Genomic DNA, 23,623 nt, shown 5'->3' with positions numbered 1-23,623 from the left:
TAAAGGTTGGAGATAGGATTTGCGAAGCAAATCTCAGCAATTCGTGTTTTACACTCCAAATCTGACCTCTACGACTGATGCGAACAGAGTTCGCCTTATCTCCAACCTCAAACTGTCTCCCAGACAGTTTTGTAGCGAACTCTGTTCGCTCTATCTCCGACCTCCAAAGGTTCCCCAAACCTTTGGAGCTATGCGGGGGTGGGAGTTTAAAAGGTCTGGGAGACCTTTTAAAGTGGGAGATATAAGCTGACGGCAGTCAGCTCACATAAATTGATGTCTGGGGATAGACTGTTTTAGCTCAACAACTAGAAATAAAGACTTGTTGACGAACTCTTTTTTGACCAGTCGAGTTCTTTTCTGCTCCCTTATTTCGAACCTTTTTGGCATGTAAGCGATTTTAATGTTTTTGTTTTTTGATAAAAAGTGTATAATAGAGATATAAAAAATGCCGAAGAAAGGTCTATTTATGAAAAAGAAAAAAATCTTGTTGCCTGTAATGTCCACACTCTTGTTGGCGCCATTTGTTTTAGCTCAACAAGTACAAGCTGCTGAGACAACGACTGCAGCTACCACAACCAATCAGCCAGCAACGTCAGTTGAAAATGTAGCAACGGAGGAAACTGTTGTTCCTGCTGCGGAAGAAACAGTAGAGGCAGTCATTATCCACACAAACGACGTTCACGGTCGCATTCTTGAAGAAAAGAATGTCATCGGTGACGCTAAGGCTGCAGCAGTCATTGAAGAAGAACGTGCCAAAGTAGAAAATACAATTGTAGTAGATGCTGGTGATGCCTTCCAAGGACTTCCAATTTCCAACTCTACAAAAGGTGAAGACCGCGCCAATATCATGAACCAAGTCGGCTATGATGCAATGGCTGTTGGTAACCATGAATTTGACTTTGGGATGGATCAAGCAATCAAGTACAAGGAAACTTTGAACTTCCCGCTATTGAGTGCTAACACTTACGTTAATGGTGCTCGTGTTTTTGAAGCTTCAACTATTGTCGATAAAACTCCAACTGTTGTAGGCGATGAATTTGTAGTTATCGGTGTAACAACACCTGAAACTGCTACAAAAACCCATCCGAAAAATGTTGAGGGAGTAACGTTTACCGACCCAGTCACAGAAGTCAATAAAGTGATTGACGAAGTGGAAGCGCGTGCTCTAGCAGATAATCGTGTTTACAAGAACTATATCATTCTAGCTCACCTAGGTGTCGATTCTACAACACCTGTTGAATGGAGAGGTTCAACTCTTGCTGAAGCACTTTCTAAAAATAGTAAATTAGCTGGTAAACGTGTTATTGTTATTGATGGTCATTCCCACACGGTAGAAGCGACTACCTATGGAGATAACGTTACTTATAATCAAACAGGCTCTTACTTGAACAATATTGGTAAAGTAACCTTGAAATCCGATAAATTATTGGGTGAAGCTAGTTTGATTTCTGCTGAGGATACTAAGAACGTGACGCCAAATGCTAAAATCGCAGCCTTGGTTGATGAAATTAAAGCAAAATATGAAGCTGAAAATGCTCAAGTAGTTATTGAAAATAACCCAGTGGAATTAAACGGAGACCGCTCAAACGTGCGTGTTCGTGAAACCAACTTGGGGAATGCAGTGACGGATGCGATCTATGCCTATGGTCAAACAGGATTTTCAAACAAAACTAGCCTTGCTGTGACTAACGGTGGTGGTCTACGTGCAACAATTGCTAAAGATCAGCCTGTTACAAAAGGTGATATTATTGCAGTCTTGCCATTTGGTAACATTGTTTCTCAAATCACTGTGACTGGTCAGCAAATTTATGATATGTTTACCAAGTCTTTATCATCTACATTGCAAGTGAATCCAGAAACTGGCGAGATGCTTTTAGATGAAAATGGTATGCCGCTCTTTGAAGCTAGTGGTGGATTCCTACACATTTCAGGAGCAAATGTATTCTACGATCCAACTCTTCCTGTAGAAGAACGTGTTCTTCTTATCGGTATTCTTAATCCAGAGACTGGCGAATATGACGCCTTGGATCTTGAAAAAACGTACTATTTAGCAACAAATGACTTCCTTGCTGCTGGTGGTGATGGCTACACAATGCTTGGCGGAGCACGTGAAGAAGGTCCTTCAATGGACAGCGTCTTTGCTGAATACCTAAAGACAGCTGACTTATCAGCTTATGAGGTTGTCAACCCATATTCACGTATCATTCCTGTAAATTCAAGCATTGATACGGATGAAGATGGCTACCCAGACTTTATCGAAATTTTATTGGATACTGATCCAGAAAATCCAGCCTCAAATCCAGAAACTGTTCCAGCCGAAAATACGGATTCACCATCTAATCAAGTACAAAATACTTCAGCAACGGACAAGAAGGCCCCAGTTGATTCTCCGAAAGTAGGAGATAAAAAACCAGAAGTAGCAAGTCCAGTAAAAACTACAAAAGCAGGAGTCTTGCCAAATACTGGTGATCAGATGAATCTGACGCTCAGCCTGTTTGGTTTAGGTCTTGCAGGACTGGCCATGGCAGTAGGTCGTAGAAAAGAAAATTAATCAATCTTCTGAAAACAGGGTCTTCGGACTCTGTTTTTGACTGGAGGAAACATGCAAACTGTATTTCAATATCAAAAAGAGGGGGATCGTGAGCAGATTAGTTCTTACGTTCTGCTTAGTAACTCCCCGCGTCGTAAACAATTATTGGGATTTTTACAACCACAAATTGCATCAGTTGAAGTGGATGAGCGTGGTATCGAAAAACATTTTATGAAACAATTCGCTACAGATGATTTTCTCACTCGAGCTGCAAAAACCTGTTGTGAAATTTCCAAAGCCAAATCGGACATGGATTTGGTAACTGGTCATCTCTACATTTCTGCGGATACAATCGTCGTGTCAGATGGGCAAATTTTTAACAAGCCTCAAGATTTGACAGAATCCGAAACCATATTACGTTCCTATTTTGGAAAGAGTCATCACGTTGTTACATCTGTCTGCCTACGGACAAGACACTCACTGGATGTTTTTTATACGGTTGCCCAGATTGATTTTGTTGACTATTATCCAGCCCTTGAAGAGGTTATTCAATCATATATTCGTGAAAAGCAGCCACTGGATAAGGCCGGTGCCTACGGTATTCAGGAGCTGGATCCACGCTTTGTAGCAGGTATTTCTGGGGATATTCACACCATTATTGGTCTGCCCGTAGCCGAAGTTTCCCGCAGGATTTTTTCTGAAGAAGGTTTTGAAAAATAGCAGAGCTCAATAGCTAGTTTGTGGTATAATAGTGGTCGAAAAGGAGAGTTTATGACCGTCGACATTGAAAGATACAAGCAATTGGCCCAGCAGAAGCAAGGAGAACATCGAAAATTTCTAGCAAATTTGAAGAAAAAAGCACCTAAAAATTTGGATAGAATTGTTCAAGATATTCATGCCGAAGTATTTTCTGAAATCGACTGTACAGAGTGTGCCAACTGTTGCAAAACGTTGGGACCGCTCTTTACAGAAGCAGATATTACCCGAATTGCCAAGCATTTGCGCATGAAACTTCCAGTTTTTGAGGATATGTATTTGCGTGTGGATGAGGACGGAGATAAGGTATTTCAATCCATGCCCTGTCCCTTCCTTGGAGGCGATAATCTATGTAGTATCTATGATGCTCGTCCCAAAGCCTGTCGAGAATTTCCGCATACTGACCGCAAGAAGATTTATCAAATCAACAATTTAACAATAAAAAATACTCTGATTTGTCCCGCAGCCTATCTCTTTGTCGAAAAGTTACGGGAGAGAATTTAGGAGGAACAAGTAAGACAAAATATTGATTTTCTGCTATAATAATAAAAAAATAAGCCGTTTTTACAGCTTCAGAACGTAGACAAACTCCTAAAAATATAAAAACTTGAAGAAGTTTGCGAAAGATAGCAAGTTATTAAACTCTTAGAAACATTGATATTTCGGCGTTTCTGAGAGTTTTTAATTTTCAACACAAAGAAAAAAGATTGAAAAAAATTGTCCAAAATGGGCTTTTTCTTCAATCTAAAGCCGTTTTTACGGCTTTTTTCAATGAATCATATTTAGGAGGACCCCATGGCAATTATTCAATGGTTGAATTATTACCATGGTTTGAGTGAAAAAGTAAATCAACGATAAAATAGAGTTGCTAACCATGTAAAGCCTTGATTAATAAGGCTTTTTCTAATTTTTAATACAATTCTATTTTTTATGATATTTTTCTTTGCTATGCAATAATGTGCAATGATAATCAAAATTTGCCCAAAATTTTGCCCAATTGAAGATTAAAATAAAAGATGTATTGTAAACTGCAATACATCATACTTAACCTATTCAGTAAATTTATAAATTATATACTTTTTATGATCTATTTTTTTCCATCTATCGAGTATTATTTTTTCAATGGTAGTGCTTTTAGTTCTCGAAGAGAGAAGGTCGTTATAGATAGCTATCCTTGTCTTGTTGTTAAATGGTTTTAGAGATATTACTTTCATTCCCACATCATTGAAATTTTGATTGGCAGTTGTTGATTGAATTTCGTCACAGTAGATGTAGCAGTTCATAATTTTTAATATTATTAAGGTTTGCCACGTTATCATTTTTGAAAGTATGTACTTCTTGTCTTTACTTTGAATAATGCATTCATTAATCAATTGTCTTCTAATCCTACTTTTATTTTTAGGAGATTTGATAAACGGTAGTTTTAAATGACAAAAAATTTCCTCATCTAAAGCAATTGCCATTGATTTTTCTAATGCAGGAGTTAGAATACCAGAGAAAAAACGATGAATATAATCACGATTGCCAAACTCTTTAAAATAGTAATTCAATGTCTTGTCAGTTAATTGTACAGATTTTTTTATTTCATGAATGAGATTGATAACAGCTAGATTGATCTGCTCATTAAAAAAATTTTTTATGGTTTCGTCTGTAATATCAGATAGGATTCGTGATCCAAGCAACTCAGTAATTTTCCCTCTTTTTATTACAAATTCAAGTCTATAAATTCTATAACCATGATTTTTAATATTCTCTAAGTGATTGTCCGATTGTGCTTTTGCTGATTTATCATATAAAACTATCGAATAGTTGTATCCTAATTTTGCTGAAATAATGTGATGATCAAATGGATCGTCTTCTATTCCCACATACCTGGATTTATTTGGCTGTTCAACTTTTGAGAATATTCTTAGTAGAAGTAGTCTTGTTTGATATGAAATTTTTTCTAACGTAGAAAAGGTGTATGCAATCTCAATTCCTTGAATTATGATATCTTCTTCAGTTGGATGTATAATGTCAATATTTGAAAAGATAGTTATACAGGTTAATACGTTTTTCAATTTTGACATTATTTGTTTCATTGTAGAAGTTTTTACATTTAAATCACCTAAAATAAGTCGAACGAAACATTTGCACTTCATATCAAAATTAGAATTATTAAAACGAAAAACAATTTTCCCAAAATTTGGAGATAGTATTTCAATTTCTTTTATTCTGCCATTTTTATTATAAGATGAATTGATATCTAATTCAAAAAAGTTATCAGCAAAAGTAGTAATCGAAATACTATCGACGATAGTTACTTCCGTCTCAAATTTTATGTCAATTCCATCTATACTTAAAAATCCAGGATTTTCTTGAAAACATTGTCTGATGATTGTTTCATTCCTAGTATATTTTTCTGAAATATTATTAAGCATTGTTTACTCTTTTCTTTTCTCAAAGTATATTATGACAGAATATGACATCGTAAAGAGTATTTTTGGTCGATTATATGTATATCATCTGATTATTCCAAAATATTATTTACTGTTCATTATAAAATGTAATTAGTGACCGTAACAGATAAACGCCAATGTGATAAATTCAAAACGGATACAGCCATTAAAGCAAGTCGGTTATACTCAATTGGCATTCCAGAAGCAACTGCTTTTGATTTATTTGAGCCACGTAAAATATATGCTTCATCTCTTAAATCAAAAATAAAATTTCTACGCTGTCTTTCGTATTTGCTTTGTGATTCCTTTTTCAATTTTTGATGGCCTTCTTCCCATCGTGTAATTAATAAATGTGAGAGTGCGTGTCTCATTTTTGGATTAGCTTGAATTTTTTCTAGATAATAGAAATAGCTATCGCGAGAATGTTGAGCGCGTAATGCATGTAAATTGATTTGATTGTTCATCTCGTTGTCTGAGAAGACAGGTTCATTTTCTCCTATTCCATAAAAAGTCTGTCTTACCAACTCGATGTCTTTCGGCAGAATATATTGCATTTGTTTTTTACCGCCTTTGCCCCGCTTTACGTGAATATAGCAATTCCCATATTCATCGAATTTCAAATCTTTTCCTGTTAAATTCTTTAATTCGTTTCGACGAATACCAACTACTTTCTGAAATGCGATTAGGCGAGAGAAGCGAGAGTTCAATTCTTGATTTTTCCCTTGTGCATTTGCCTCTTGTTTTCGTCCGCGGATTATTTTATCGCTTGTCCTTTTTTGTTTTCGAATTCGGTTTAAATTAATTCCTGCTGCTTTACAAATTGGTGCAAGGTATGTATGAATTGTTGCTGCTGTGTATTGTTTAGGATCTTGTTGAAGATTATTATGATATTGTTGAAGAACTTCTTCTGTGATTTCCGAAATTTTCTTTATTCCGTTGATCTTAGCCCATTTTGAAAATCGAGTTGCGGATCTTTTGTAAGAAGTACGTGAGGTATTATTTGTAACATCTTTTGTTGCTGCGACGAAGATATCGTGCTTTAATGAGTTCTTTTTTCGTGGCATTTTCTTTCTCCTTTCTTTGATAGAATGCATATTACTGGTAAACTGCCTCCCACCCTTTTTAGATGAGCTGGGTATGCTCTGATATTACCCGTCGAGGCTTTCTCATAGAGAATAACGTTTGTAAAGAAATTCAGTTGGCACCGTTTTTCTTCTTTGGTAAAATCAAATGTCATTGAACTGATTACTTTTTAAACCTATATACACTATTTTTACCACTGTTAAACACTTTTTTCTGTACTATATTTTTTGATAAATGGTTATTCTGTACTTCATATTATTCAGCAGAATAACCATTTACTTCATTCTTGTTTCGATCTCTTTTCATAAGTCAATGACACCTCACAAAAAGAGTCTATTATCAGTTGAACTTTCTTTTTCACCGTGTCCAGTGTGAAAATACAATCGATAATGAGCTTATCACCTTCTTTCTCTAGTAATTCAATTTTTTTCAATAGTATTATGTCGCTTTTTCACAAAAATAAAAAACGATTAGATATCATTTGCTAGCTTGAAGAATTCTCTACACGATTTTTTTTGTTTTGAAAAAAGTGGCATACTAATCTTTGAAAGAGAGAGGAGGTAAATCTATGAAATAATATATTTTCTATTAATCTAAACTAAATAAAAAAAGAAAGGAGAAAGATTTTATGATTAATGAATATTTAATTGAAAACTTTGTGTCAATCATTGTTGATTTAGAAATGAAATGCAAAAAAATCTTAATGATAAACGGTAATGGTATTGATCTTGTTAGTGATTATTATTACACAGATGAAGATTTTGCGACGATTTCTTTTTCAAGAAATAATGATAAATTGACCATTAGATTTGAGAATCAACAATGTTTTGTCATTGTAGAAAATGAATTACATGCTGAAACTTCGGAGTTAATTGAAGAAGATATTGAGCTTCAAATTGAAATTTTAGTTAAACAGCTCTTATTAGGTAAATGGCAAAAATTTTTGTATGATGCAAATAATAGTTCACTACTTGATGCTATCCAATTACACGGATTTGATGACTACTCAAATGGTCCTGATGCTGTAATCTATTACTAGCACAATTAACAACAAGCTAGAAGAAAATACAGTGCAATTTGAAAAATACTCAAAAAAAGACGAATTAATAAAAATAGATTAATAGAAAAACGCGTAAATCCTAAAAAGTTGGATTTATGCGTTTTGTTTTGTATGAATATTTAACAAGTGAGACCCTATTTCATATCAGTAATAGTCTAGTAGATAAAAATGATATGAGAAATAATGGATTATTATAGAGCTTCTAAAACAAAAATTGAAACAATTAAAAGAATCTAGGAAAAGTCAAGAATTACGATTTTTCTAGATTCTTTTAAATTTTGGCTTTGAGTTGATACTAGTATGTAGTCGTAGGCTCTTAACGAATGCAATTCTTTAGAATGACTGTCTCGCTATAAAGTTTGTACCAATGTAAAATTGTTGTTTGTTACAGGGGTCTTCAATGACCTCCAAAATCTGATTCAAAGCAGTTTGTGCCATTAAATGCTTTGATACATTAATAGTTGATAATTCAGGAGTCAGCACACTACTTTCTCTAATATTATCAAAACCAATTACAGCTATATCTTCTGGAACTTTTATTGAAAAAGCATTTAATGTTTTGATTAGGCTAATCGCGATATAATCGTTGTCGCAAAAAATGACTTGTGGTTGATTAGGTTTGATAAATTGTTCTCTCCTCATCGTTTCATCGATTTCAATTTTTGTTGGTGAGAATGTAAAAATATTTTCCTCAATTATTGATAACTCGTTTTCACTAAGAGCTTTGAATAGTCCTTTTTTTCTTTCTTCGAAATTATATATTCGAGTCTCAGATTGAGCATATCCAATAGAATTGTATTGACGTTTACAAATCTGTTTTCCTGCTAGGTATCCTCCTTGAAAATTATTTATTGTAACAAAATTAATATTACATTCAGGCACACAAGTATCAAGTAAAACTAAAGGGATGTGTAATTCTTCGATTGACTTGATTTCATTGGTTTCTAAACTTGTAGCTAATAAAATGATACCATCCATTTTATTTTCTTTATAAAGATTCAGAATATTATCTCGGATATTCAGATGGTCAATCGTACGTAGAGCAAGGGAGATATTCCCTTTTTTTCTTGCTTCTGTAGCAATCGCTGTTAACAATTCATCAAAAAACGGCTGATTTTGATAACTTTGTGTAACAATGTCTTCACTTTGGCAGGCTACAAAATAAATAATTTTAGGTTCAAATTCCTGTTCTGATATTTGGTGTTTTTTCTTTTGTCTTAGTGGAGTATAATTTGCCTCCCGTGCTATTTCCAAAACTTTTTTTCGAGTCTCCTCGCTCACACCAGATTTATTATTTAATGCTAATGAAGCAGCGCCTTTGGAGACCCCAGCTAATTTTGCAATATCTTCTAATTTCATAATGTTTTCCTTTATGTTATTCAGTTTTATTTTACCACATTTACTAAATTAAACAAAGTTTAGCTAAAATTTTGTTTTTTTGAACTAAAACATTGACTGATTTAGCTAAAAATAGTAAACTAAATATAAAGAAAGCGCATTCTTTACTAAAATAAAACTAAACTAGGAGCAATTATGGATTTAATGAGTTTAGAAAGAAAATCTTTAGAAATAAGAAAAGATTTTCTGAAATTGATTTATGAAGCTGGAACGGGTCATACTGGATCTGACTTATCTTGTACAGATATCTTGGTTGCACTATATTATCATGTTTTGAGAGTAGATTCTAAAAAGCCCAAAGATGACAATCGAGATCGCTACATCCAAAGTAAAGGACATGCTGTCGAGGTCCTTTGGGCAATTCTAGCTGATAAAGTTTTTTTTCCAAAAGAAGAACTAAATTCATTTTCACGTTTTCAGTCACGTTTGCTTGGGCATCCTAATAACAAGGTTCCGGGAGTGGAGATGAATACAGGATCTTTAGGTCACGGACTGCCGATAGCAGTTGGGTCTGCACTCGCCGCAAAAATTGATAAGAAAATGTACAAGACCTATGTGTTAATGGGAGATGGTGAATTAGCAGAAGGTTCCGTATGGGAAGGAGCTATGGCTGCAGCACATTATAAACTGGATAATCTGATTGCAATTATTGATCGGAATAAACTACAAATTACTGGTTCAACAGAAGATGTCATGCATTTAGATTCGCTTCATCAAAAGTGGGAGTCTTTTGGCTGGAATGTCATTGATGTGAAGGACGGAAATAATATGGAACAGCTACTAAATGCACTTTCTTGTAAACCTGTTTCTGAAAAACCAACTGTGATTATTGCAAATACCTTGAAAGGGAAAGGCGTAGCTGAGGCAGAAGGAAAGGCGAATTGGCATCACCATGTGTTAACAACTGAGGAGTATGAACGAGCTATTGCTGATTTAGATAAAAAATTGGAGGATTATAATGGTAGTAAATACAATCGCTAATCGTGCAGTGATGTGCAAAACTCTGATTGAAGCAGCTAAACATGATAAAGATTTGGTGGTGCTTACAAGCGATTCTAGAGGTTCAGCATCTTTAGTAGATTTTTTCAAAGCTTTTCCTGAAAGAATGATAGAAACGGGAATTGCTGAACAAAACCTCGTTGGAATTTCAGCGGGCCTAGCTTTAAATGGAAAACACCCATTTGTTGCATCTCCAGCATGTTTTTTGAGTATGCGTAGTATTGAGCAAGTAAAAGTTGATGTAGCATATTCAAATAAAAATGTGAAATTAGTTGGTATCAGTGGTGGAGTTAGTTACGGAGCACTTGGCGCTAGTCATCACTCGCTTCAAGATATTGCGGTAACTCGTGCAATTCCAAATTTAGAAGTATTGATTCCTGCTGATAGACATGAAACAAAAGCTGTTTTTGAATACCTAGTTCATTCTGACAAACCTGCTTATGTACGATTGGGAAGAAATCCAGTTGAGGATTGTTTTACAGAAGAAAATGTTCAATTTGAAATAGGAAAAGCCTCCGTCATGGTTGAAGGAACTGATATAACCATAGCTGCTGTAGGGGAGACTGTTCGAGTTGCGATGGATGCTGCTAATGCTTTGAAAATGGATGGAGTTTCGGTCCGTGTCTTAAATTTTACAAGTTTAAAACCATTTGATAGTGAGGCAGTGCGTAAAGCTGTGAGGGAGACAAAAGGTATTGTTTCAGTAGAAGAACATAGTATTAATGGGGGACTAGGCTCTGCGGTAGCATCAGTTGTTGCAGAGGAAGGAGGCCGCTTGAAAATAATGGGTATCCCTGATGAAAATGTTGTTACAGGGGTTATACAAGAAGTATTTGCCTACTATGGAATTACAGCAGATGGTATTAAAAATGAAATAAATAAACTCTTATCAAAGTAAATTGGAGGAAACAATGGATAATATTACACTTGGTTTTGCACCAACTCGTCGGAATTTATTTAGTGCAGATGCAGCAATAGAATATGCAAATTATACTCGTGAAAAATTGCAATCTTGGGGAATAAATTATGTAGATATTCTAGACATCAATGCTGATGGACTTATCTACGATGATGAGAGTGTTGAGCGTGCAGCTGAAAAATTTAGAGCAGCAAAAATTGATGGTTTATTTATTGCAAATGAAAACTTTGGAACTGAATATGCTGTTGCAAGATTGGCAAAAAAACTGGATGTACCGGTTTTGCTATGGGGGCCGAAAGATGAAACTCCAGCAGAAGACGGATCTCGTTTAAGGGATAGCCAATGTGGGTTATTTGCAATAGGTAAAGTATTACGTCGTTTCAAAGTACCTTTTACTTATATTAAAAATTCAGAACTTGATGATCCAGTTTTTGAACGTGGGGTTAAAGATTTTGTAAAAGTGTGCAATGTAGTCAAAACGTTTCGTAACACTCGTATCTTGCAAGTGGGTCCGAGACCATTCGATTTCTGGACTGTTATTTGTAATGAGGGTGAACTGTTAGAGAAATTTGGCATTCAAATATCTCCAGTCCCAATTCATGAATTAGTGGAGGAAATTCATCGTGTAAAAAATGAAGAAGTTGATAAAATTTTAGCGTGTGAAAGGTGGTTTTATGAGAATACAGAAGTTCAGATTAAAACTGAAGAATTAAATATGGTTGCTGCTCTAAAAGTAGCACTTGAAGAACTGTGTCATAAGTATGGTTGTAATTCTGGGGTAATTCAATGTTGGACAGCACTTCAAGATGAAATTGGCATATTACCTTACGCTTCATTGTCTCTTCTTCAAGAAGAAGGAATTCCATTTGTTTGTGAAACGGATGTTCATGGTGTCATTTCAGAGTTGTTGATTGAAGCTGCCTCTCTAGGTGAAAAACGCGCTGTTTTTGCAGACGTTAATTGTCGTCATCCAGAAAATCCTAATGGAGAGTTGTTACAGCACCTTGGTGTATTTGCGTATCAAACTGCAGATACGAAACCAATTTTGGCACCAAGCCACTTTGTATTTAATTATCCAGGATCTGTTTGGTTCAGAGCTAAAAAGACAGAATATACTTTCTGTCGTTTTGATGGAGATAATGGAGAGTATTCGTTATTGATGGGAAATGCCAAAGGTATTGATGGACCATACAACCAAGGGACATATTTCTATGTTGAATTTGAAAACCTTAACCGATTGGAATCAAAATTGGTCTATGGTCCGTATATCCATCATGTGGCAGGTGTGCAAGACGATCTTGTTCCAATATTGTATGAAGCATGTAAATACATTGGAATAAAGGCAGATTTTTATGATCCTATTGAAGAGGAAGTAAAGGCGTATCTTGCAGGAGATGAAGCAAGTTATTTCAGACCAAACAAAGGATAGAATTATGGTGTACGTGATAGGTATAGATCAGAGTACGCAAGGGACAAAAGTGATATTATATGATGCGAATGGCAAAATCGTTAAAAAGTTATATAAAAGTCATGAGCAAATGATTAATGAATTAGGTTGGGTATCACATGATCCGGAAGAAATTTATCAAAATGTCATTTCTTTAGTGAGAGAAGTTATTAATGGAATTGATACCTCTCTCATCGCCTCAGTTGGTATTACAAATCAGCGAGAAACGGCTCTTGCATGGAATAAAGAAACTGCTTTGCCTGCCGAAAACGCGATAGTATGGCAATGTAATCGTGCTAAAGAAATTACTGATAGTATGAATATGTCAGTTGCTTCGTTGGTAAAGAGAAAAACTGGATTGCCATTATCACCATATTTTTCTGCAGCAAAATTTACTTGGTTTTTGAATCGTTATCAAGGCGAGAAAGGCGCTTTACTTTTGGGGACTATTGATACTTGGTTGGTCTATAAATTAACGAATGGGAGATCTTATAAGACAGATGTTTCTAATGCAAGTAGAACTCAACTGATGTCATTGGAGACACTGGATTGGGATGGCGAATTATTAAACTTATTTGGTATCGCAAGAACCAACTTGCCAGAAATTCAACATTCGGATAGTTTATTTGGTTATACAGATTTTGAAGGAATATTGCCAGCTCCTATAGCCATTCATGCTGTTATGGGGGATTCTCATGCAGCTTTGTTTGCTCATAAAGGTTTTGAACCAGGTTCCGTTAAAGCAACTTATGGTACAGGTTCGTCGATTATGATGAATATCGGTCGCACTGTTTCAATTATGCCTGAAAACTTAGCTGTTTCTGTTGGATGGGCTTCGGAAGGAGTTTGCCATTATGTTCTTGAGGGAAATGTTCATTATGCTGGTGCTGTAATAAGTTGGATGAAGGATCAATTGGAATTTTTCTCTGATGTAAATGAAATAGAATCTATGGTTGCTAAAGCAAATTTTCAGGATCAAACCTATTTAATTCCAGCATTTACTGGTATTGGAGCTCCCTATTTTAGAGATGATATAAAGGCTTCCTTTGTCGGAATGACCCGAACAACTGGAAAATGCGAATTGGTTCGTGCAGGGTTAGAAAGTATTGCTTATCAAATCAATGCTGTTATCTCTGCTATGAAGTCAGTTTCAAGTCTTGAATTAAAAAATATAAGTGTCGATGGCGGTCCAACTCGAAATAATTATCTAATGCAATTTCAAAGTAATTTGGCAAACGCAGAAATTGATATCTCAGAAGTTGAGGAGGCTTCCTGTACAGGTGTTGCTTATATGGCAGGGATTGCTTCGGGATGTTACGGTTGTGATATTTTGGATTCAATTCAAAAGAAAACAGTGTTTCCAGAAACTGAATTTAAAAACAAACGTTTAGATAAGATTGCAGGCTGGGAAAGAGCCGTTTCATATTTTTTATAACAAGTGAGTATGAATGAGGTGAGGGTATGAACTATTTTGAAAAAAAATTGAGCATTGATGGTTCTTATGCAAAATACTATTTTCAAGAGGCTAATGAAGAAATTGATAGCGCACGAAAATATCCAACAATTGTTATTTGTCCTGGTGGTGCTTATCTTTGGACATCTTTTCGTGAAGATGAATCAGTAGCCTTAAGGTTTTTGGCTGAAGGATTTCATGTTGTAGTGGTACATTATGCAACAGAAGGTAGGGAAGTTATGTCAGTAAGTGATAGTGAAAAACTTCCCGTTAAGCCAGTAAGTATGTTTCCGAATCCGCTTGTCAGTTTAGCTGAGGCAGTAGCTTTTTTAAGAGAAAATTCAGAGCAATTTGCTGTTGATACGGATTATATTATTGTAGGAGGATTTTCAGCTGGTGGGAATGTGGCAGGATTATTAGGTACGAGATGGCATGAAGAATGGTTAGAAAAGTTAGTTGGGAAAGATAGAAGTCTTTACAGGCCAACTCATTTGCTTCTGGCATATGCTGCTTATGATTTGAAACCTAAAACAGCAAATTCTACATCCATAGACAATGTTATTTATGCTGCGACAGGAGATGTTAATCCAAGCGAAGCTACTATAAAAGAGTTAAATTTAATAAATAATGTTTCATCTTTGACGCCACCAACATTTATTTGGCACACAAGAGAAGATGTTTTGACTCCCTCAATAGGTGCGTTGGAATTCAGCCTTGAATTAGAAAAAGCAGGGATACCTTATGAATTGCATTTATTTGATAAAGGGAAACATGGTTTAGTTCTTGGAGATTTGCGTACGGGAACAAAGGCTAGTAATATGAATGCACAAGTCTATAAATGGATTGATTTATTTCTCGAATGGATCGTTCCGTTTAAAACACGAAATGGAGGTTTTTATCATCCAATTGAAAATTAATACTATGTAAAAATCAATGCAATCTGTTGACAACTCGAATTGATCAGCTTCAGTTTAAAATGGGTCTCATTTCTGAGAGGAATCTTGATTTTCATTGTGTAAAACTCAGAGCTAGATTGACCTTTCAATCTAGCTCTGAGTTTTTTCTATATGATGCAGGGGTCATGTGAAAGGCTTTCTTAAAATCACTGTAATATTGGGTGAGATTTGAATATCCCACTTCATGAGCAATTTCCTGTATTGATTTAGTTGATATTGTCAATAGTTCACGACTGACCTCAAGCCGCTTTTTTTGTAGTAATTTTTTGAAATTCTGTCCAGAAATCGTTTTTATTAGATGACTAAAATAACTTGTATTATAACCGAAGGCGTTTGCGCAAGACTCTAAGGTAATTGAAGCATATTCTTGATTTATATATTCCAGTACATTTAATAGAAGTTGAAGTTTATGGCTATCGTCACTAGTTCCGTTTACTTCAACCGAAAACGATCTTATTAATTCTAAAAGGATTAACTGAAAGTAATGATTTTTTACTTGGAGGCTTAAGAGTTTCGGTTCAACTTCCTCCATTAGCAGTTGTTGAAAAAGAAGGTGAAGTTGTGGAGAGGATTGTTGGCGATATAAGAGGTATTGATTGGTATTTTGGCTATCTGAGATAGCGTGATAAAGAAATTTAACTAATGGGGACGAGCTGCTGAGTTGGTTGAGAAAATGGTCTTTGAAATAATCGGGATTGATATTTATACTGATAATAATATCCTCATAGTTTGGACTTTCAACTGCATGAGTAGTATTTGTATCAATCAAAATTAAGTCACCTTCTTGCAGAATAATTTTTTGTCCATTTATATAGTGTGTACTATTACCATGATAAACATAGTTTAGTTCAATCGCATCCGTTATATGTGTAGGTACAGGCGCGAATCTACTCTGTTTCCGAATGAAAAACTGCCCTCCATTTTGACTTTCAATAACTTCCTTTAACGAAAATTGATAAACAATATCTTTATCTCGTTGTATTGTTTTGTTAGCATTCGAATAATCAAAATATATTTTTTTTAGATAGAGTTCCTCGGATTTTGTCAAGGTATATAAATAATTTTTTAGTTTAGTTTCGTTCATAATATAATCCAAAAAAATGTTATAAATAGTATAAATTATTGATATTTAAATTATAATATGAAAGCGCTATAATTACAAGTGTAAAAGTAACCAGACTTGAATTTGTCGTGATAAAAAAATGTTACTAAAATATCGTGAAAGGGTTAAAATGTTAGAAATTTCCGAAACTAAAAAAAACTTTATAAAAGACAATAAGCCTTGGTTCTATTTAGCCGATACCTGTTGGAGCGCTTTTACCAATATCAGTGAAGAAGCCTGGGAATACTATCTGGATACACGTAGAATGCAAGGATTTAATGTCATTCAGGTAAATATGCTTTGGCAATGGGATTCCAGTACGACCAATTTAAACTATTTGCCTTTTCATGTAAATGAAAATGGTGAATTTGATTTTAGCCAACCTAATCAAGAATATTTTGATCGAGCGGAACGAATGGTTGCTACAGCTAGAGATAAGGGAATAGTAATTGCTTTAGTATTATTATGGTGTAATTATTTACCAAATACTTGGGCAAGTGATCTAAAGATTAGACAAGTTGGCTTATTCCCAAAAGAAGAAGTTGAAGCTTATACACGAATGGTAGTTAATCGATTTGATCAATATAATCCTATATATATCATTAGCGGAGATACGGACTTTCAGACAGAGGAAGTTATTAATGAGTACTATTCAATTTGTTTAAATACAGTGAAATTATTATCTCCAAACGCTTTGACAACTTTACATATACGCGGTAGAGAAAAGGATTTACCGAAACAATTAGAAGAGAATCCGAATCTGGATTTCTATATGTACCAGTCTGGTCACAACCAGCTCTATCCATCTATGTGCTACGAGTTGGGAGAATACTTTGCTAATAAAGAGCCTAAGAAACCAGTTTTGAATTCAGAACCATGTTATGAAATGATGGGCTTTAGTCGAAATGCTTATGGTCGTTTTTCACGAGAAGATGTACGGAAAGTGGCATGGCAAAGTATCTTATCTGGAGCTCAGGCTGGAATAACCTATGGTGCTCATGGAATTTGGTCTTGGCATGACGAACGTATGGAGTTTGATTCATCAATTGGAGAGTCATTTGAAACACCATATGATTGGCATCAGGCTTTGACATTCAAAGGTGCGTCAGATTATGGTTATTTAAAATCGTTCATGGAAAAGCATCATTTTGAACAACTAGTTCCCAATCAAACGATTATTCAAAATGGTCTTAATGAGAACTCAAGTGTTTTTCAACAGGGATTAAATTCAATCCCAAATTGTTACCAAGCTGTTAAGGAAATTCGTGCTGCAGAGACAGAGACAGAATGGATTATCTATGTACCTTCTAATATTAAATTACAATTAAAGGGGGATTTGTCTTCGAAAGATATGTTATATATTAGCTTAGATGATCATAAACAAGAAATTGTTTCCGCTATATATATTGAACAGTTCAATAAAACAGTCGTCAATATGCATCATTTTATGAAAGATGCAGTCTTAATTATAAAAAAATAAGGAGAAGAAAAATGACGTATGAATTAATGTCTCAAGAAATTCTTTCTGCTGTTGGTGGAAAGGAAAATATATCACGAGCTACACATTGTGCAACTCGTTTACGTTTGGTACTCAAAGATGAGTCCTTGGTGGATAAGAATAAAGTTGATACTATCGAAAAAGTTGCTGGTTCAGTGTTTTCAGGCGGTCAGTACCAGATTATCATTGGTTTAAATGTTCCTGATGTATATGAAACTTTTATGAAACAAATCGGGTTACCAACAACCGACGAGGAAACAAGTAGTGAAAAAGTAGAAGGCAACTTATTTAATAGATTCTTTAAATCTATCGTTGGAATTATGACACCTACATTTGGTGTTATGGGTGCTGCGGGTATTATCAAAGGGTTGCTCACAATTGCAGTTGTTGCCGGTTGGTTAAAAGAGACAGATGGGGCATATCAAATATGGTATTCTGTTTCTCAAGCGTTCTTCTACTATTTGCCTATCTGGGTTGGTTATAACGCAAGTAAGGTCTATGGAGGAAATCCGTTTATTGGTGCAATGCTTGGTGCAGGATTAGTGTTCCCTGATGTTGTAACTGCGTATAGCGAAGGAACTGCGATGACTTTCTTTGGAATTCCTATTGTGTTGGTCAATTATACTCAATCGCTCTTTCCTGCAATGATTGCATCATATGTGGCAGCAAAAATTGAAAATTTTGTTAAACCGAAACTTCATGAATCTATTCGAATGATGTTTGCGCCTCTTCTGACTGTTCTGATCACAGCTCCACTAGCCTTTTTAGTGCTAGGTCCCGTTATGACGTGGGTTTCAAACGGACTTGCATCAATTGTAATGGCGATTTATGGTTTTAGCCCTCTATTATTTGGCATTATTGGTGGTGCATTCTGGCAAATTGTTGTTATATTTGGTCTTCACTACGCATTTATTCCAGTTCTTATTAATAATATCACCAGTCTGGGTCAAGATCCTATTAATGCAGTCTTCCAAGTAACCGTCTTTGCTCTTGCAGGTTCTGCAATTGGATTTGCATTAAAATCGAAAAATCAAAAAGAAAAAGCTACTGGATTTTCAACTGGAGTTACAGGTTTGGTAGGGATTACTGAACCAATCATTTATAGTGTGGCTCTACCATATCGTCGACAATTTATTTATGCGTTCATTGGTGGTGGCTTAGCCGGAGCGGTACAAGGCTTTAATGGAGCATTGATATATGGTTTTGGTGGTGCCGGACTTCTCTCATATCCGTTCTTCGTTTCACCGGATGGTAATTTATCTAGCTTATATTCATATATTTTTGCTACAATTATTGCCTTTTTCGTTCCATTAATCTTAAGTATTGTCTTTGGACCAGGAAAAAAAGCTGAGTAATTTATGGTTGTACAAACTATACTATTTTAAAATAAGTCTATATTGTGATAAATTCATTCCAATATTTGATTAATTATCGAATAAATTATTTAAAAATCCTACCTTTACCTAATATTGGTAGGATTTTATCTATTGTATGTTTTTGGAGGTATTTTTATGAATCAAGTGGTAGAAAATCATCTTTTTCCCTTTTTCTGGCAACATGGTGAGGAAGAAGATATTCTAGTAGAATATGTTGAAAAAATTTATAATTCAGGTATGAAAGCACTCTGCATTGAATCTCGTCCGCATCCAGATTTTGTTGGTGAAAAATGGTGGAAAGATGTACACATCATATTGCGAGAATGTCAAAAGCGTGACATGAAAGTTTGGATACTAGACGATTCACATTTTCCAACAGGTTTTGCAAATGGAAAAATAAAAGAATCTTATCCTGAATTGAAAAAACAATACCTGACAATGAGACGGTATGATATTGTAGGGCCATTTGAAGGTGCTAGAATTGATGCCAGTCAATTAAAAGGACGTCCGTGGGAAGTAGGACAAACTGAAATGATTGATATTCTCGGTGTATATCTAGCTCAGAGAGAAATCTCAACGACAGTAGATGGGGATCCAATCATTGCAGATACTTTGATAGATGTAAGTCATCAGTTTAAAAACGACACGATTTACTTAGATATTCCAGTTGGTGATTGGTCTGTTTTTGTTGTTTTTTCAACCCATGAAGGTGGAGAAGAGGCAACTAAAGATTATCTAAATCCACTACAAGCTGAAGCAACGCAAGTATTAGTGAGTGAAGTGTATGAAAAACACTATGAGCATGTTGGTGAATTTTTTGGTTCAACAATTACAGGGTTCTTCTCGGATGAACCGCGCTTTGGTAATATGAAAGGTACGGAGGCATGGATTGGTAAAACAGATATGGTCTTGCCTTGGAAAAAAGATTTTGAAAATATACTCGATTTTCCAAATACCTCTCTTCCGTTGCTTTGGGTATCGGATATCGATGGCAAAGAGAGAGAAGTTCGATATGAATTTATGAATAAAGTGACACTTGCCTATAATGAAAATTTTGTGAAAGTACTTGCTGATTGGTGTCAAGAACACGGAGTGGATTATTTAGGTCATAATATCGAAGATAATGGAGCTCATGCAAGACTAGGCTATGGGGCTGGCCATTTTTTCCGTGGACAAGAGGCACAGCATTATTCAGGAATTGATGTGATTGGTGGTCAAATTGTTCCTGGCATGCCATATCATCATGATGCTTATCAGACAGGTGGAAGTGATGGTCAATTTTATCACTATGCTCTTGCTAAATTAGGGGCATCTGCTTCTCAATTGTATCCACATAAAAAAGGTCGTGCTATGTGTGAAGCTTTTGGGGCCTATGGTTGGAACGAAGGATTAAAAACAATGAAATGGATTGCAGATCATTTAATTGTTCGCGGTATTAACTATATTGTTCCCCATGCCTTTAGTCCAAAAGCTTATCCAGATTTTGATTGTCCACCCCATTTTTATGCACATGGTAATAATCCGCAGTTTCCGTATATGTCATATTTGACCAATTATATGAACCGCTTGATGTCACTATTTAGTGGTGGAAATCATAAGTCAAACATTGCTTTATTTTATCCAGCAGAATTTGAGTGGGCTTCAAGAAATTACATGCCAGTAGAAGTGCCTGCACGTATACTGACTCAAGCCCAACTCGACTTTGAAATTGTTCCTTATGATTTGTTGAAGTTAGCAGAGGTGAGTGGAGGAAATCTTGTTATTAATCATCAGGAATTTAAAACAATAGTGATTCCTTATACAGACTATATTCCTAACGAAATTTTAAAGACATTTAAAAAATTAGAAACTCAAGGGATTGATCTTGTTTTCATAGATGGAAGAATAGAAAGTACGAATCATTCTATTCCAGGTCGTATAGTTACGCTGGATGATTTAGCTACAGCAGTAGAAAAAAGTGCGGAAATCAAATTAAGTAATCCATGTAAGGATTTGGTCTATTACCACTATCAAAAAGATGGGTTAGATTATTGGATGTTTTTCAATGAAAGTTTACATAAAGTAGTAGATACGCATATTCATTTTGTAAATGAACATAGGAACCCAGTGGCATATGATGCTTATATGGATAAATACTATCAAGTCACTTCAAATACCTTAAAATTAAAACCATTTGAAACCATTATTTGGATATTTGGAGAAGAACGAGATGCTAACCCTGAGGTAGACATTCAAAAGACTGAGGTCATACATTCTGACTGGAAAATGAGTTACTTTAAAGCAGGTAGTACGACACATTTTGTTGATATTGACGAGTCTTCAGTAATAAGACCATTAAATACTATGGAAGGTTTTGATAGAGTTTCTGGTACTGTAGCCTATGAAACTTCCATAGAAATATCGGATTTTGAAACCGTATTTGGAATTGATCTTGGCTGTGCTTATGAGGTAGCCGAGGTATTTATTAATGGCAAATCCATCGGAGTGCGTATAGCTCCACCGTATATTTATGAGATTAAAGATTGGTTGAGAACTGGTGAAAATTCAATACGAATTGAAGTGACGAATACACTAGGAACGCAATTTCGAGGGGGATTAAATCAGTATTTACTGGTTGAACCGTTTGGACTTACAGGAGAAGTGAAATTACTGTATAAATAATTTGAAATAATTGTTTAGTACATGTAAGCTAGCAAAACAATATATTTTGTAGAATACAGCATAAATAAGGGAAACAGATAGTCTTTAAATGAAACAGAGATACCTGTTTTACTTTTTTGAGAGAGTTTATGTAGTTAAGTTTTTAGTTAAAAATCTTGTTTTGATTCTTTCTGTCTCTGTTTTGTTTGATGATGTCAAGGAAAACTATGCAAATTTTTGTGTCCCTTCAACGAATCATTTTCCTACAGGGTTCACACATAAAAACGCTCAACTTGGTACGGTTTATCTAAACGATGCACCTAGTAATGATATTGATTGTTAAATAAGAAAGGTTCCTCCCTTGCTCTGATTGTGCAAGAAACCCATGACGAGGTGGTGCCTTATCAATATGCTGTTGAGGCCAATCAATTGATTCCATCATCGTATTTTGTGACTGTAGAGGGCAGGGTACAATGGATTGACAATAACTTCAATCAAGTTTCCATTCCAGCAATTGAGCATTTTTTCACGAAATAATTTTTAGTTAGATTTGTATTCAATTCTCAACATCTAAAGTATTTGAGAACTATCTGTATATTTGTTACAAAAATGGTATAGAATTGTTCTATCTAAAACGATACTTTTATCATATAATTTGTTTATAAATTCACAAATACAAGGAGGTTGTCTATGGCAACATTTTACGTCCCAGCGGTCAACTTGATTGGTCGCGGTTGTGTCAACGAAATTGGTGGCTATGTCAAAGAATTGGGCTACAAAAAGGCTCTGCTTGTGACGGATGAATTTCTGCTGACAAGTGACATTCTACCAAAAGTGACCAAGCCACTTGATGAAGTAGGTGTGGACTATGTGGTCTTTAGCCATGTGGATCCCAACCCAACTTGTAAAAATGTTTACGACGGACTAGCTGTTCTGCAGGAAAATGACTGTGATTTCATCATCTCAGTTGGTGGTGGCTCTCCTCAGGATGCGGCAAGCTGTATTTCCATTATGGCGACAAACGGTGGCAAACCTCAAGACTACGAAGGGCTTCATAAGTCAGAGAGAAAAGGGCTGCCAGTCGTTGCTATTAACACAACAGCAGGTACCTCAGCTGAGATTACCATTAACTATGTGATTACAGACGAAGAACGCAAGGTCAAAATGGTGATGGTGGACAAAAACAGTCTAGCTGTGATGTCTGTCAACGACCCTGAACTGATGTTATCCAAGCCAGCAGCTTTAACGGCGGCAACGGGTATGGATGCTCTGACCCACGCTATTGAGGCCTTGGTAACTCCAGGTGCTTACGGTGTGACTAAGAAGTTGTCTATGGGCGCAATCGAGCTGATCAAGGAATATCTGCCACGAGCGGTTGAGAATGGTCAGGATATCGAAGCGCGTGAGGCTATGGTTCATGCTATATTCCTTGGCGGTATGAGTTTCAATAATGCTGGTCTAGGTTATGTGCACTCTATGGCTCATCAGTTGGGAGCTGTTTATGACCTACCACATGGTGTCTGTTGTGCGATGATTTTGCCAATCATTGAACGTGAAAACGCTAAACGCGTACCAGCAGCCTTCCGTGATGTCGCAAAAGCGTTAGGACTTGATATTGCAGGCAAGTCTAATGAGGAATGTGCAGACTACGCCATCGCACAAATTGAAGAATTGTCCGCCAAAGTCGGTATTCCGAAAAAATTGACAGAGTTGGAAATCAAGGAAGAAGACTTTGACTTTGAATACCTGTCTAAGAACGCCTTGATTGATGCATGTGCACCAGGAAATCCATTCATGCCAACTTTGGAAGAAACCATCGCTTTCTATAAAGAGTTGTTTTAGAAAGTAATGAAGTCAAAAAACTACTTACAATTCAGTTTCAAAACTAGAATTGTAAGTAGTTTTTTTATTTTTAAAAGAATGAATTTACTATGAAAAGGTATTTTTCTTAGAATTTTGTAAATTTTT

At 35.5% G+C, this 23,623-nt stretch carries 18 protein-coding genes; 14 read left to right on the top strand and 4 right to left on the bottom strand.

Going from position 1 to position 23,623, the window contains the following annotated elements; genetic code table 11:
• Positions 1-466: 466 nt before the first annotated feature.
• The 3 genes from nt5e to F9856_RS02775 are packed head-to-tail and all read left to right on the top strand — an operon-like array spanning position 467 to position 3,790.
• The gene (nt5e, locus tag F9856_RS02785) at positions 467-2,551 is read left to right on the top strand and encodes a cell surface ecto-5'-nucleotidase Nt5e (RefSeq protein ID WP_202105657.1); all 2,085 of its coding nucleotides are present in this window, start codon (positions 467-469) and stop codon (positions 2,549-2,551) included.
• A 51-nt stretch (positions 2,552-2,602) separates the two neighbouring features.
• Positions 2,603-3,250 carry a Maf family protein gene (locus F9856_RS02780; RefSeq protein ID WP_044683274.1) on the top strand — a complete coding sequence of 216 codons (648 nt, stop codon included), beginning with the start codon at positions 2,603-2,605 and terminating at the stop codon, positions 3,248-3,250.
• A 51-nt stretch (positions 3,251-3,301) separates the two neighbouring features.
• Positions 3,302-3,790, top strand: a complete 489-nt coding sequence (locus F9856_RS02775) for a YkgJ family cysteine cluster protein (RefSeq protein ID WP_002936504.1) — start codon at positions 3,302-3,304, stop codon at positions 3,788-3,790.
• Positions 3,791-4,335: 545 nt separating this feature from the next.
• On the opposite strand, the gene F9856_RS02770 is transcribed toward F9856_RS02775, so the two are convergent.
• Both F9856_RS02770 and F9856_RS02765 read right to left on the bottom strand, forming a co-directional pair.
• On the bottom strand, positions 4,336-5,706 hold the full coding sequence (locus F9856_RS02770) for a hypothetical protein (protein ID WP_202105656.1): 1,371 nt from the start codon (positions 5,704-5,706) through the stop codon (positions 4,336-4,338).
• Positions 5,707-5,822: 116 nt separating this feature from the next.
• On the bottom strand, positions 5,823-6,788 hold the full coding sequence (locus F9856_RS02765; RefSeq protein WP_105137200.1) for a site-specific integrase: 966 nt from the start codon (positions 6,786-6,788) through the stop codon (positions 5,823-5,825).
• Positions 6,789-7,435: 647 nt separating this feature from the next.
• Here F9856_RS02765 and F9856_RS02760 point away from each other — a divergent pair.
• Positions 7,436-7,846: a hypothetical protein gene (locus tag F9856_RS02760; RefSeq protein WP_105137199.1), complete on the top strand. Its 411-nt coding sequence runs from the start codon at positions 7,436-7,438 to the stop codon at positions 7,844-7,846.
• Positions 7,847-8,200: 354 nt separating this feature from the next.
• Here the strand turns inward: F9856_RS02760 and F9856_RS02755 are convergent, their stop codons facing one another.
• The gene (locus F9856_RS02755) at positions 8,201-9,226 is read right to left on the bottom strand and encodes a LacI family DNA-binding transcriptional regulator (RefSeq protein ID WP_105137198.1); all 1,026 of its coding nucleotides are present in this window, start codon (positions 9,224-9,226) and stop codon (positions 8,201-8,203) included.
• Positions 9,227-9,400: 174 nt separating this feature from the next.
• Between F9856_RS02755 and F9856_RS02750 the strand changes: the two genes are divergently transcribed.
• From F9856_RS02750 to F9856_RS02730, 5 genes are read left to right on the top strand one after another with little or no spacing between them, the layout of a single operon-like run.
• Positions 9,401-10,246, top strand: coding sequence for a transketolase (locus F9856_RS02750; RefSeq protein WP_202105655.1), 846 nt, complete (start codon positions 9,401-9,403; stop codon positions 10,244-10,246).
• Complete coding sequence (locus tag F9856_RS02745) at positions 10,224-11,162, top strand: transketolase family protein (protein ID WP_202105654.1); 939 nt, start codon at positions 10,224-10,226, stop codon at positions 11,160-11,162. The genes F9856_RS02750 and F9856_RS02745 overlap by 23 nt, the downstream gene beginning before the upstream one ends.
• 13 nt (positions 11,163-11,175) lie before the next feature.
• The gene (locus F9856_RS02740; RefSeq protein WP_202105653.1) at positions 11,176-12,612 is read left to right on the top strand and encodes an L-fucose/L-arabinose isomerase family protein; all 1,437 of its coding nucleotides are present in this window, start codon (positions 11,176-11,178) and stop codon (positions 12,610-12,612) included.
• Positions 12,578-14,065, top strand: a complete 1,488-nt coding sequence (locus tag F9856_RS02735) for an FGGY-family carbohydrate kinase (RefSeq protein ID WP_202105652.1) — start codon at positions 12,578-12,580, stop codon at positions 14,063-14,065. The genes F9856_RS02740 and F9856_RS02735 overlap by 35 nt, the downstream gene beginning before the upstream one ends.
• A 26-nt stretch (positions 14,066-14,091) precedes the next feature.
• Positions 14,092-15,000, top strand: coding sequence for an alpha/beta hydrolase (locus F9856_RS02730; RefSeq protein ID WP_105137914.1), 909 nt, complete (start codon positions 14,092-14,094; stop codon positions 14,998-15,000).
• A 124-nt stretch (positions 15,001-15,124) separates the two neighbouring features.
• Here F9856_RS02730 and F9856_RS02725 read toward each other — a convergent pair whose 3' ends face one another.
• Positions 15,125-16,123 carry an AraC family transcriptional regulator gene (locus F9856_RS02725; RefSeq protein ID WP_202105651.1) on the bottom strand — a complete coding sequence of 333 codons (999 nt, stop codon included), beginning with the start codon at positions 16,121-16,123 and terminating at the stop codon, positions 15,125-15,127.
• 118 nt (positions 16,124-16,241) lie between these two features.
• On the opposite strand from F9856_RS02725, the gene F9856_RS02720 reads away from it, so the two are divergent.
• The 5 genes from F9856_RS02720 to F9856_RS02700 all read left to right on the top strand — a co-directional run bounded on the left by F9856_RS02720 (position 16,242) and on the right by F9856_RS02700 (position 23,497).
• On the top strand, positions 16,242-17,621 hold the full coding sequence (locus F9856_RS02720) for a DUF4038 domain-containing protein (RefSeq protein ID WP_236659527.1): 1,380 nt from the start codon (positions 16,242-16,244) through the stop codon (positions 17,619-17,621).
• A gap of 11 nt (positions 17,622-17,632) precedes the next feature.
• On the top strand, positions 17,633-18,994 hold the full coding sequence (locus F9856_RS02715; protein WP_105137911.1) for a PTS transporter subunit EIIC: 1,362 nt from the start codon (positions 17,633-17,635) through the stop codon (positions 18,992-18,994).
• Between the two features lie 156 nt (positions 18,995-19,150).
• Positions 19,151-21,676 carry a glycoside hydrolase family 2 gene (locus tag F9856_RS02710; RefSeq protein ID WP_202105650.1) on the top strand — a complete coding sequence of 842 codons (2,526 nt, stop codon included), beginning with the start codon at positions 19,151-19,153 and terminating at the stop codon, positions 21,674-21,676.
• 315 nt (positions 21,677-21,991) lie between these two features.
• Positions 21,992-22,192 carry an alpha/beta hydrolase gene (locus F9856_RS02705; protein WP_202105649.1) on the top strand — a complete coding sequence of 67 codons (201 nt, stop codon included), beginning with the start codon at positions 21,992-21,994 and terminating at the stop codon, positions 22,190-22,192.
• 153 nt (positions 22,193-22,345) lie between these two features.
• Positions 22,346-23,497, top strand: coding sequence for an iron-containing alcohol dehydrogenase (locus F9856_RS02700; protein WP_202105648.1), 1,152 nt, complete (start codon positions 22,346-22,348; stop codon positions 23,495-23,497).
• Positions 23,498-23,623: the final 126 nt, after the last annotated feature.

The sequence above is a fragment of the Streptococcus suis genome (genome assembly GCF_016743335.1).
GTDB classification, from domain to species: Bacteria; Bacillota; Bacilli; order Lactobacillales; family Streptococcaceae; genus Streptococcus; species Streptococcus suis_Y.
This window is presented reverse-complemented; position numbering and strand designations above follow the sequence as displayed.